Below are 11697 nucleotides of genomic sequence, written 5' to 3' on the forward strand. Positions count from 1 at the left end.
CGCCGCCCCCACGTCGATCACAAGCCCCGCCGCCGGAACCCTTGCCGCTGCGGGAAGCAGCCAAAGCGCCCCATCGTAACTGTCGGAGGCGGGGTTGCCCCCATCGAGACAATCCACAAGGCGCAGACTTTCCCCGCGCGCGGGGCTTGGAGTGCTCTCGCCCAATACGGCTTGCCAGAACCCCTGCGCTGCGCCGTCGACCGTAATCTCGGTTGGGGCCAGCATCAGCCGCAACCAGCGCACGAGCGGAACGAACGCCCGGCGGTCGGCCCCCAAGGGGGGAGGTTCCGCCGCGACCGGGTGTGACAACCACGCGACCCGCGCCAAAACGTCGGCAGCGAGACAGTCGGACGGGGGGGCCATATCCCAAGCGGGCGGCAGGGAAGAGGAATGCATCACGCCGATAGGTTTAAGCCAAGCAGCCGCCTCGGGTCAAACCGCGCGCGTTCCGGCCAGATTAAAACGCGTTAACGGGCCGCGATTGTTAGGCTGATCGCGCCGAGACCGTCGATGCCGCCCGTCACCTGATCGCCCGGCACGAGCGGCCCCACGCCTGCCGGCGTTCCGGTCATAATGAGATCGCCGGGCTGAAGCGTGACCGAGCGCGACAGGAAGGCGATAATATCGGCCACCGGCCAGATCATATCGGTCAGATCGCCCGACTGCTTTTCGACCCCATTCACCGCCAGCCAGATGCGGCCCTGCTGTGCCGTAGCGCCATTATCGGCCCGATGCAGCGGCGCAATCGGCGCGGATAGATCGAAGCCTTTGGCGAGATCCCAGGGCCGCCCGGCGGCTTTCGCCACGCCCTGCAAATCCCGGCGCGTCAGATCGATGCCGACGCCATAGCCGAAGACGTGGGACAGCGCGCGGTCAACCGGAATATCCGCCCCGCCGACGCGGATGGCGATTACGAGTTCGATTTCATGGTGCAGATTCTGCGTTTCCGGCGGATAGGGGATCGTCGCGCCGGTTTCAACGACCGCATCGGCGGGTTTGGAGAAGAAGAACGGCACTTCCTTCTCGGGATTATGCCCCATTTCGCGCGAATGTTCGGCGTAATTGCGCCCCACACAATAAATCCGCCGCACGGGAAACCGCGCTGGCTCCCCCGCAATCGCAACCGAAGCCTGAGCGGCGGGGGGAAAGGCGAAATGGGTCATCGGGCAGCCTCTTGTCGGACAAATTGACGCGTCTATCCTTAGTCAGCCGCCGCCCCGGCGCAAGAACCGTCTCCGCCACCCTGCCCGGCTTTTTTGCCGTGCGCTCAAGGTCAGGCACAGCGCCGCCCCGATCAGCAGCACCGCGACGCTGAACGTCGCCTGAAGCCCGAACGCCACCGCCGCCGCCGATGCCGCAGCAAGATCGTTCCCCCCAACGGCAAAGGCGAAGATCGCCCCCATTAGGGAAGCCCCCGTTATCAGCCCGAGATTGCGCGCCAGGTTCAACACCCCCGATGTCACCCCGCGCTGATCGGCGGGAACCTCCGCCATCACGCGCACATTATTCGCCGCCTGGAACAGTTGATAGCCGGGCGTGAGCAGGGCGATGGCGGCGCAATAGCCCGCGAGCCCCGCCAGCGGCGGCAGCCCCACCAGCGCCAACGCTCCGGCCAACATCAGCCCCAGTCCCAGCAAAAGGGCGAAGGATGCGCCCCAACGATCGACGAGACGCCCCGCCGGAACGCCGCTCACCGCCGAGAGAACCGGCCCGAGCGCCAAAACCGCCCCAACGCGCGCTGGGCTCAGCCCAAGGGTCTGGGCGAGATAAAACGGCCCGACGATCAGCGTCGCCATCATCACCGTCGCCACCAGGGCATTCGCCGCCAACCCGGCGCGCCTATCCGGGTCCCGGAGCATCTCCCGGCGCACCAGCGGGGCGCTTGCCCGTGCTTCGATGCGCAGAAACAGCGCGAACCCAAGGGCGGCACTCAGCAGCAGCCCGCCCTGGACGGCACCGATATGGCCGCGCCCCAGCGTCAGGGCGAGGGCATAGGCGGCGAGTGTCAGCGCCAACGTCAGCATCCCGAGCCCATCGAAAGCCTCCGGTTTCTGCCCCGGCACCGGCGCATCATCGGCGGGGAGCGTGCGATACGCCAGCCACAGCACGATCAAGCCTAACGGAACGCTGACCCAGAACATCGCCCGCCACCCCGGCCCGGCGATCAAGACACCGCCGAGCGCTGGCCCCAGCGCCGTGCCGAGCGCCGACATTGTGCCGAGCACCCCCATCGCCCGCCCCGCCCGCGCCTTAGGAACCGTTGCGCTGACAAAGGCCAGCGTGAGCGCCATCATAATTGCCGCGCCCAGCCCCTGCACCGCCCGCGCCGCGATGAGCAGCCCAAGCGTCGGCGCAAAACCGCCGAGCAGCGCGGCGAGCGTGAAGAGGCAAAGCCCTCCGATCAACAGCCGACGGCGGCCGAAGCGGTCGCCCAAGCGGCCAACGCCGACGATCACACAGGTCATCGCCAGCAAATAGGCGATCACCACCCACTGAACCTGCTGGAAGGAGGCATCGAAGACCTGCACCAAGGTCGGCAGTCCGACATTGGCGATGCTGGTGCCGAGGGCGGCCAGCAGCGTGGCGAGGCCCAGGCAGGCGACCGCGCCGCGCGCCGAAGTATTCTTATCCGCAAGGTCCATCTCGGCCTCCCGTTTTGCGCCGCTCCCGATCTGGAGCCGCCCAACCCTAGGCCGGAGCCAGATGAGGCGGAACGCGCAGGGATTGCACTCTATTACTGCACTGAACGCCTCATATGGCCCAAACCATGCTACGCTCGCCCCATGTCGATGCCGGATTTCAACTTGCTGATCGCCCTCGATGCCTTGCTCGCGGAAGCCAGCGTTGCCCGCGCCGCCCAACGGTTGCAGCTCAGCCCCTCGGCGATGAGCCGAACCCTGACGCGGCTGCGGGAGGCCACGGGCGACCCGCTCTTGGTGCGGGCCGGACGCCGCCTCGTCCCAACCGCCGCGCGCCCTCGCCCCTGCACGAGCAAGTGCGCCAACTCGTCCAGGATGGGGAAGCCGTGCTGCGCCCGGCGGCCGCGCTCGACCTCACGCGCCTCGCCCGAACCTTCACCTTACGCGCCCGCGAAGCTTCGCCGAAACCTTCGGGCCTGCCCTCATCGCCCGGATCGCCGCCGAAGCGCCCGGCGTGCGGCTGCGCTTCATCGCGAAATCCGATAAGGACAGCGCGCCCCTGCGCGAGGGCGGCGTCGATCTGGAAACCGGCATCGTCGACGCCAGCATCGGGCCGGAAATCCGGGCACAGGCGCTGTTCCGCGACCGCTTCATCGGGCTGGTTCGCGAGGGGCACCCGCTCTGCCACGGCACGATAACCCCCGCCCGCTATGCCGCCGCGCTCCATATCGGGGTGTCGCGGCGCGGCAGGGAAACCGGAGGCATCGATAGCGCTTTGGCCACCCTTGGGCTTGAACGAACGATTATGGTCAGCGTTGGCAGTTTTTCGACCGCGTTGGCGTTAGCGCGCACTACCGACCTTATCGCCACGGTGCCCGACCGCCATACCGCCGCGCTGCACGCGGGCCTCTATCGCTTTCCGCTGCCGATACCGCTCCCGGAGATCACGATTTCCCTCCTCTGGCATCCGCGCCTCGACGCCGACGCCGGGCACGCTTGGTTGCGCGGCTGCGTTCGGGCCGTGTGCGCAGGCTTGGACGGCCCCGCGTTAGCCCCCTGATCGGCGGCTTTTTTTACGCGGTCAAATAGGGGCTATAGGGGGTGGGGGGGAGAAGGTGCGACGACCGCAGCACGGTTGCGATTCCTCCGTCCGACGTAATCCGCCCAATCGCGAGCGGCTTATGGAGATGGTGATTCTCTGGATCCATCATCACCTCAACGCCGCCCGGCCCCATAATCCGGCTGCCGGCCATCGCGGCGCTAACGGCTTTTGGATCGGTCGTGCCAGCTTTTCGCACCGCCGCGCACCAAAGATGGAAACCGATCCAGGTGGCTTCCATCGGATCGTCGGTCACGGCGCGGGCATCCCCCGTATGATTGCGCCACGCGGCGATGAAGCGGCGGTTTTCTGGCGCCTCGACACTCATCAGATAGTTCCAAGCCACCAAATGCCCATCGAGCAGCCCCGCCCCCAAGCTCGCCGCCTCATTCTCGCCTACCGAAAATGCCATGACCGGCGTCACTGTGGCACTCACGCCCTGGCGCGCGAGTTCGCGATAGAAATACACATTGGCGTCGCCATTCACCGTCGAGATCACCGCCGCCCGCCCAGCGGCGGCAAAACGGCGGATTGCGGCCACTTGCGCCGCCCAATCCGCGTGCCCGAAGGGGGTGAAGCTCAGCGCGACATCGGCCCCGCCGATGCCTTTCGAGCGCAGATAGCCCTGTAAAATCTTATTGGTGATCTGCGGATAGACGTAATCGGTGCCGATCAGATAAAAGCGCCGAAAGCCGCCACCCTCCGGCGACATGAGATAATCCACGGCGGGCAGCGCCTGCTGGTTCGGCGTCGCCCCCGTGTAGAAAATATTCGGCGACTGTTCCTCGCCCTCATATTGCACCGGATAGAGCAGCAGCCCGCCCAATTCTTCGACGACCGGCAGCACTTCCTTGCGGCTGATCGATGTCCAGCAGCCGAATAGAACCGCGGCCTTCTCCTCCGTCAGCAGTTTGCGCGCGAGCGTGCCGTACAACGGCCAATCGGAGCGCGGATTGACGATCGCCGCTTCCAAGGGCCGCCCCAGCAAACCGCCCTCCCGATTGACCTGCTCGATCATCATTACGAGCAAATCCTGAAGCGGTCGCTCGCTGCCCGCCATTGTGCCGCTCAGCGCGTGGAGCACGCCGACGCGGATACCGCCGCCGCGAATATCGCCCAAAAACCCGGCAACCGACTGGCGCAACCCTTCGAACTCGCGCGTCAGATCGGTCGTAACATGGGCCAGTTGATCGGAGGCGGACTTTGTGTCGGACGCGGCGGCAGCGGCGGCCCCGAGATCCTCGACCAGCACGCCGACGCCTTAGACGCCATCAACGCATTCCGACCGATCTCCGCCGCCGCCATTTCGCCTTCGATTGCGGCCTCGGCAAAACCGCCCGCCAATCGGTCGAGCCCGCCAATCGCCTGCCCAATCTCAACAATCGCGGCAACGGCGTCGGTCACAGCCCCGCTCATCTGCGCAATATCCACGCGGATATCGGCCGTCGCGGCGGAGATTTGTGCCGACAAGGCCTTCACCTCGGTCGCGACCACGGCAAAACCGCGCCCGGCGTCCCCGGCGCGCGCCGCTTCAATGCTCGCGTTCAATGCCAGCATTTGCGTTTGCTGCGCGATACTGCTGATAAGATCGGCAATCGCGCCAATGCGGGCCGTTGCTTCGGTCAAAGCCGCGATGGACGCGTCGGTACTTTTCACGGTGGTCACGCTGGCGACGGTGACGGCGCGGCTTTCGTCGGCGCGGTGGCGGATGCCTTCGATCAGACCGGCAAGGCGGTCCGCCGCTGCCGCCATCGCGCGGATCTGCTCCGACACGGCCCCCGCCGTGCGCGCCCCCGTCGCGCTGCGCGCCTCTGCCGCCTCGGCATAGGTGAGTAACGTCGCGGCGGTCGAACGCAACGCCTGGGTGGCATCCCCCATGTGGGAAATGAGCGTTTCGGCCCCGTCTTCGAATGTTCCGGTGAGAACTTCCCGCGCTTGCCCGCGAATTGCCTGCTGATTGCCTTCGGCGCGCCGTTCTGCCGCGAGCGCATCCGCATCGGTAACGGCTTCCCGCAGGTCCAGCGCCGCCTGCGCGATCCCCCCGAGCGGAGTGTCTTCAGCCGTGTAGGGAAGCTGAACGAAGCGCTCGCGCCGTGCCAGGGCTTTCATCGCCTGCGCGAGCGGCACTAACCGTCGATGACTGATGAACAACGCCAAGCTCCCAATCAAGAGCCCAGTCAGAGGTGCTAGGATAAAAATCACCCAAGGCGAAGGTACTGAAAGAATAATACCATTAGAAATAGCAACACATACGCACGATAACACCGCAATGTTCAATCCAACCCAGCGTGAGTTCATTGGCGGTGTCTCGCTTGCGCTTTCGAGATTGCCCTATAATTAGGCAAACTAATGTCTATAGATCATCATAATGGCCCAGAGGGTTACTTCTGTTTGCCGTTTTGAGATCAGAGATCATTAACATGCATGCCGTGTGCCAGCCTCGGCGCGGGCGAAGAGCTCTCGAAACGGGGGGAAAACTATCCCCGCCCGCCGCGTGCCGCGTGCATCAGCGCCCGATCAACGAGATAATCGACATCCTCCGGCTTCGTGCCCCAGTTGGTGACGAACCGGAGGTCCGACGAACCCGCCCCGCCCCAGCGGTAGAAGCCGATGCCTTCGGCCTCCAGCCCATCGGCGACACCCTCCGGCACGGTAACGAACACCTCATTGGCCTCGCGCGGATAGAGCAACCGGGTGCCCGGAACGCGCAACAGGCCGGAGACCATGCGCTCGGCCATTAAATTTGCCTGATTGGCCCAGGACAACCAGCGCCCATCGGCGAGGCTGGCGGCGAGCTGGGCGGATAGAAACCGCATTTTCGAGAACAGATGCCCGCCGCGCTTGCGCCGAAACGCGGCTTCGCTGGCAAGGGCTGGGTCGAAAAACAGCACGGCTTCTGCCGCCATCGCGCCGTTCTTGGTCGCACCGAAGGAGAGCACGTCAACCCCGGCTTCCCAGGTAATCTCCGACGGGGCGGTTGCCAGGGTGGCGACGGCATTGGCGAAGCGCGCGCCATCCATATGCACCTTCAGCCCGTGGGCGTGGGCAATTTCGGTCAGGGTGCGGATTTCGTCGGGCTGGTAGAGCGTGCCGCATTCGGTGGCTTGGCTGAGCGACAGTGCCGCCGGTTGGGTTTTCTGCGGATTGCCCGGCGCGGTTAGGGCGAGGGTGCGGCTCAGGCCTTCGGGCGTGATCTTGCCGTGCTCGCCCTGGATATGCACCAGCTTGGCACCATTGGTGAAAAACTCCGGCGCGCCGCATTCATTTTCGGTGATATGCGCATCGGCGTGGCAGTAGATTTCGCCCCACGGCGGGCAGATACAGGCCAGCGCCAGCGCGTTCGCAGCCGTGCCGGTCGCAACCGCGATCATTTCCAGGTCGCACTCGAAGAGTTCGCGGAAACGGCGCAGGGCGAGCGCCGTCATATCGTCCGCGCCATAGGGCATGGCGCTGGATTGATTGGCGACGGCAATTGCTTCCAGAATTTCTTGCGGAACGGGAGCGACGTTATCGGAGGCGAAATTCAGCTTCATATTCAAGGCGTCCCCCCGTCCACGGCAATGCGGCCCAGGGTTTTGCCGGTGGCAGGATCGACGGCGAGCAGCAGGGCTTCGCCCTTCGGGCCGCGCGTGTGCAAAATCACCCGGTCCTGCGTTCCGGCAATCCCCACGAGGCCGAAACCCTCCGGCAAGCTCACCCGGCTCTCCCAAGCCTGTTTATTCCCGCCCATGCGAGAGGCTAAGGTAGCAAACAGCACCACGACGCCCACGATGATGAGAATTCCCATTCCAATGACCAGAGCCTTCAACGCCGCCACTCACCCCTCCTGTCTGCTGCCATGACGCAAGATCCGATCCTGACCATTTCCGACGATCTGGCGGGGGAGCGGCTCGACCGCGCCCTAGCAATGCTGCTGCCCGATCTTTCGCGCTCGCGCCTGAAAGCGCTGATCGAAGCGGGGCAGTTACACCTGTTACCCGAACTTCCCGACGAAAGCGACGATTCCCAGAGTCTCGGCGAGATAGTAACGGAGCCTCGGGCCGGGTCAAAGCTGGGCAGATCTTCGCGCTGCGCTTACCGGAAGCCGAATCGGCAGTGCCGCTGCCCCAGGATATTCCGCTGTCGATCCTCTATGAGGATGCGAGCCTGATCGTGATCGATAAGCCCGCCGGGATGGTGGTGCATCCCGCGCCGGGCAATCCCGACGGGACGCTGGTCAATGCGCTGCTCTATCATTGCGGGGCGAGCCTGACCGGGATCGGCGGGGTGGCGCGGCCGGGCATCGTTCACCGCATCGATAAGGAAACCAGCGGCACGCTGGTGGTGGCGAAAACCGACACGGCCCATGCGCATTTGTCGGCGCAGTTTGCCGATCATTCGGTCGACCGCACCTACCGCGCCTTCGTGTGGGGCGGGCCGGTGCCGCTGGAAGATCGGATCGAAGGGGCCATCGGTCGCCACCCGACCGACCGCAAGCGCATGGCGATCACCGCCAAGGGCAAGCCCGCTGTGACCTATTACGAAACCCTGGCGCGCTACGGCGTGCCCGACGTGACGCTGGTGACGCAACTGGCCTGCCGTCTGGAGACCGGGCGCACGCACCAGATTCGCGTTCACCTCACCCAGCGCGGGCACCCGCTGCTGGGCGATCCGGTCTATGGGCAACCGTCGAAGCAATCGCTCTCCTCCCTGCGCGGCGTGCAAAAATCTTCAGCGCTGACGCGTTGGGATCAGATCGCGGCTTACGTAAAGGGATGGGAGCGGCAGGCACTGCACGCGGCGGCCCTCGGGTTCATTCACCCGGTGTCCGGCGAGCATATGCTGTTTGAAACGCCGCTGCCGCCCGATTTGGCTGCCCTGGAGGCTTTTTTAGAACAAGCCTAATTTTGCGCTTGAAACAGTGTTAAGTTGCGATATGCTCGAATGATCCGAGGGGGAAACCCGACATTATCTCGCCTTTTTTTGGGGGATAGCGTCACCGCACCGCAGAATTGGGTGCCGAACTCGGACCAGGAGCCTGCCCAGGGGGAAGTCCCCCGACGAACGAACGCCATAGGAGGGTTCATCATGGCCGCGAGCTTGCCGATTATTGGAAGCGATGGAAATCTATCCCGGTATCTTTCGGAAATCCGAAAGTTCCCGATGCTGACGGTTGAGGATGAGTTTTCCCTCGCCAAAAAATTCAAAGACGAAGGCGATATTGAAGCCGCGCATAAGATGGTCACGAGCCATCTGCGCCTTGTCGCCAAAATCGCTATGGGCTATCGGGGCTACGGTTTGCCGGTCTCCGAGCTGATTTCCGAAGGTAATGTCGGCATGATGCAGGCGGTTAAACGCTTTGATGCCGATAAGGGCTTCCGCCTGGCCACCTATGCTATGTGGTGGATCCGCGCCGCCATTCAAGAATATATCCTGCATAGCTGGAGCCTCGTGAAAATGGGCACCACGGCGGCGCAGAAAAAGCTGTTCTTCAATCTGCGGCGGCTGAAGGGCCAAATGCGCGCGATTGACGATGGCGATATGACGCCGGAGCAGGTGGCCAAGATCGCAACCGACCTCGCTGTCAGCGAAGACGATGTGGTGCAGATGAACCGCCGCCTCGGCGCGCCGGATCACAGCTTGAACGCCCCCTTGCGCATCGATGGCGACGGCGAATGGCAAGATTGGTTAGTCGATGAAACCGAAAGCCAGGAGATCGCCCTGGCCGAGCAGGATGAATCGAGCAAACGCCGCGTGCTGCTGAAGGACGCCTTGGCGCAACTCAACGAGCGCGAACGCACCATCCTCGTCGCCCGCCGCCTCGCCGAAGAGCCGCAAACCCTGGAAGACCTGTCCCAGCGCTACAGCATCAGCCGGGAACGCGTGCGCCAAATCGAAGTGCGCGCTTTCGAGAAGCTGCAAAAGGCGATCCGCGAAGCCGCCACCGATAAGCGGCTGCTGACGGTCGCCTAACCGGATCGCGCTTAACCCGGCGGCGGCGTCAGTCGCCGGGCGAGCGTTTCCGCCGCAAATTCCGCCACCTCTAAAAGTTGACCCCGCGTCGCGCCCGATGCGGCGTCGGTTGCCATGCCCCGGCAGAGGGCGGTTACGGTCGCGGCCAAGGTTTCCGGCACCACATCGGCGGGCAAATCCCCCTCGGCAGCGGCGCGCTTTAGGCGCGCGGTAAGGGCCGTTCCCACGACATTCCGCTGTTCAATCAGGGCATCGCGCAGGTTTTGCGCCGTTTGATCGTTGGGCAAATGGGTGCTGAGCAGCAGGCATCCCGGCGGTCGGCCCGGTTCCGTTTGAGCTATCGCCGAGCCGCGCAGCATGGCCCGGATCACGGCGACGGCGGTTTTCTGCCCCAGCGCATCGGCCAGAAAATCATGATAGCCCGCGCCATAGCGTTCCATCACCCGTAAAAACACTCCCTCCTTATTGCCGAAAGCGGCGTAGAGGCTGGGCCGATTGATGCCCATCGCTTCGGTGAGGTCGGTCAGCGACGTGGCCTCATAGCCCTTTTCCCAGAACACCGGCAAAGCCGCATCCAGAACAGCATCGGGATCGAAACCGCGCGGGCGGCCCGGAGAACAGGATTTGGTCATGATATTTTACCGTTCAGTACAAAACACCTTGCCATCGTCTCGAAGAAGGCATATCTGTACCGTACAGTATAAAACGAGCTTTCGCCAGCCCTTCGGCAAAGCCCCTTCGAAAGACCCTTCTATCATGGCTCAGAAACTCTCCGGGAAAATCGCCCTCGTCACGGGCGGCTCGCGCGGTATCGGCGCGGCCTCGGCCAAAGCCTTGGCGGCAGACGGTGCTACCGTCGCCCTCAGCTATAATGCCTCCGCTGCGGGCGCGAACGCCGTTGTTGCGGACATCATCGCCGCCGGCGGCAAGGCGGTCGCCTTCCAGGCCGATCAAGCCGACGCTGCCAGGTAAAAGCCCTGGTGCAGAAAGTTCATACCCAATTCGGGCGGCTCGATATTCTGGTGAATAACGCGGGGGTGTTCGCTGGCGCCCCCGTCGATGCCCCCGACGCCGATGCTGCTGCGCTCGACCGGATGTGGGCGGTGAATGTGACCGGCGTCGTTGCGGCAATCCGCACGGCAGCGCCGTTGCTGGCCGAGGGCGGGCGCATCATCACCATCGGCTCCACGGTGAATGTCCGCGTGCCCTTCCCCGGCATCGCCGACTATACCGCGACGAAATCCGCCGTTCTCGGCTATTCCAAAGGCGCGGCCCATGACCTCGCCCCGCGCAAGATTACCGTGAATGTCATCCAGCCCGGCCCGATCCGCACCGAAATGGCCCCTGCGGAAGGCCCGCTGGAAGAATTTCTGCGCACGATCGTGCTGTTCAAGCGCTTCGGCACGCCGGAGGAAGTGGCTGCAGGCGTGCTCTTCCTCGCCAGCCCGGAAGCCTCCTATATTACGGGCACCGCGCTGGATATCGATGGCGGTGCCGCCGCGTAAGCTTTTCGGAACAGACCGAAAGGGCGGCCATCGTGCCGCCCTTTTTTTTGCCATCACACGCCCCTTTGGGGCGTCGCTGTGTCGGCTGCTTTTGCACAGCAAAAACCCCCGCCTGTTCGGGCGGGGTTTTTTTTGTCGGTATAATTTGGTTGCGGGGGCAGGATTTGAACCTGCGGCCTTCAGGTTATGAGCCTGACGAGCTACCGGGCTGCTCCACCCCGCGTTTTGTATGTTTGCGCTATCGGCTTGCGCCTACTTGAGCGCGTTTTATTTTTTGTCCTACCGCGCGTAGCGCTACTTGAGGACGTTTTTTTTGTCCTTTTGTTCCTATCGGCTTGCGCCTACTTGAGGACGTTTTTTTTTTTTTCGAGAGACTGTGAGTGTGTGTTGATTTTTTTGTTTTTTTGCCTATTGGTCGCGTTTGCGCTGCTTAAGGCGTTTTTTTTGTTATGTCGGTTTGAGGACTGGTCAGCGACTACTCTCCGTGTCTTAGACAAGTAAC

The 11697-nt window shown here is 63.7% G+C and carries 11 protein-coding genes, 1 tRNA gene and 2 pseudogenes; 5 read left to right on the top strand and 9 right to left on the bottom strand.

Features of this window, described 5'->3' with window-relative positions; translation table 11 throughout:
• From VZ95_RS07215 to VZ95_RS07225, 3 genes are all read right to left on the bottom strand, one after another.
• A partial coding sequence (locus tag VZ95_RS07215; protein WP_156995141.1) for a hypothetical protein occupies window positions 1–396 on the bottom strand: 396 nt, incomplete at its 3' end.
• A gap of 71 nt (window positions 397–467) precedes the next feature.
• On the bottom strand, window positions 468–1163 hold the full coding sequence (locus VZ95_RS07220) for a fumarylacetoacetate hydrolase family protein (RefSeq protein ID WP_045775257.1): 696 nt from the start codon (window positions 1161–1163) through the stop codon (window positions 468–470).
• Window positions 1164–1205: 42 nt separating this feature from the next.
• Window positions 1206–2642 carry an MFS transporter gene (locus VZ95_RS07225; protein WP_045775258.1) on the bottom strand — a complete coding sequence of 479 codons (1437 nt, stop codon included), beginning with the start codon at window positions 2640–2642 and terminating at the stop codon, window positions 1206–1208.
• Window positions 2643–2789: 147 nt separating this feature from the next.
• Between VZ95_RS07225 and VZ95_RS28645 the strand changes: the two genes are divergently transcribed.
• Together VZ95_RS28645 and VZ95_RS28650 are read left to right on the top strand one after the other, a co-directional pair.
• Complete coding sequence (locus tag VZ95_RS28645) at window positions 2790–3185, top strand: helix-turn-helix domain-containing protein (protein WP_332308025.1); 396 nt, start codon at window positions 2790–2792, stop codon at window positions 3183–3185.
• Window positions 3121–3699 (top strand): annotated as a pseudogene (locus VZ95_RS28650) (LysR substrate-binding domain-containing protein); the annotation flags it as partial. The gene VZ95_RS28645 and the pseudogene VZ95_RS28650, both read left to right, overlap by 65 nt.
• 13 nt (window positions 3700–3712) lie before the next feature.
• Here VZ95_RS28650 and VZ95_RS07235 read toward each other — a convergent pair.
• The 4 genes from VZ95_RS07235 to VZ95_RS07250 all read right to left on the bottom strand — a co-directional run bounded on the left by VZ95_RS07235 (window position 3713) and on the right by VZ95_RS07250 (window position 7555).
• Window positions 3713–4990, bottom strand: a complete 1278-nt coding sequence (locus VZ95_RS07235) for an ABC transporter substrate-binding protein (RefSeq protein ID WP_052711568.1) — start codon at window positions 4988–4990, stop codon at window positions 3713–3715.
• Window positions 4900–5889 carry a methyl-accepting chemotaxis protein gene (locus tag VZ95_RS07240; protein ID WP_198148150.1) on the bottom strand — a complete coding sequence of 330 codons (990 nt, stop codon included), beginning with the start codon at window positions 5887–5889 and terminating at the stop codon, window positions 4900–4902. Before VZ95_RS07240 ends, VZ95_RS07235 begins: the two co-directional genes overlap by 91 nt.
• A 326-nt stretch (window positions 5890–6215) precedes the next feature.
• Window positions 6216–7271: a threonine aldolase family protein gene (locus tag VZ95_RS07245; protein WP_198148151.1), complete on the bottom strand. Its 1056-nt coding sequence runs from the start codon at window positions 7269–7271 to the stop codon at window positions 6216–6218.
• 2 nt (window positions 7272–7273) lie between these two features.
• On the bottom strand, window positions 7274–7555 hold the full coding sequence (locus tag VZ95_RS07250; protein WP_045775260.1) for a DUF6476 family protein: 282 nt from the start codon (window positions 7553–7555) through the stop codon (window positions 7274–7276).
• 278 nt (window positions 7556–7833) lie between these two features.
• Between VZ95_RS07250 and VZ95_RS07255 the strand changes: the two genes are divergently transcribed.
• A complete protein-coding gene (locus VZ95_RS07255; RefSeq protein ID WP_232302531.1) occupies window positions 7834–8622 on the top strand; it encodes an RluA family pseudouridine synthase in 789 nt (262 codons plus the stop codon).
• Window positions 8623–8805: 183 nt separating this feature from the next.
• Window positions 8806–9690: an RNA polymerase sigma factor RpoH gene (gene rpoH, locus VZ95_RS07260; RefSeq protein WP_045775261.1), complete on the top strand. Its 885-nt coding sequence runs from the start codon at window positions 8806–8808 to the stop codon at window positions 9688–9690.
• An 11-nt stretch (window positions 9691–9701) separates the two neighbouring features.
• Here the strand turns inward: rpoH and VZ95_RS07265 are convergent, their stop codons facing one another.
• A complete protein-coding gene (locus tag VZ95_RS07265; RefSeq protein WP_045775262.1) occupies window positions 9702–10322 on the bottom strand; it encodes a TetR/AcrR family transcriptional regulator in 621 nt (206 codons plus the stop codon).
• Between the two features lie 124 nt (window positions 10323–10446).
• Between VZ95_RS07265 and VZ95_RS07270 the strand changes: the two are divergent.
• Window positions 10447–11195 (top strand): annotated as a pseudogene (locus VZ95_RS07270) (SDR family NAD(P)-dependent oxidoreductase).
• Window positions 11196–11341: 146 nt separating this feature from the next.
• Here the strand turns inward: VZ95_RS07270 and VZ95_RS07275 are convergent.
• Window positions 11342–11418 (bottom strand) — tRNA-Met (locus VZ95_RS07275).
• Window positions 11419–11697: the final 279 nt, after the last annotated feature.

The sequence above is a fragment of the Elstera litoralis genome, from assembly GCF_000963705.1.
GTDB lineage: Bacteria > Pseudomonadota > Alphaproteobacteria > Elsterales > Elsteraceae > Elstera > Elstera litoralis.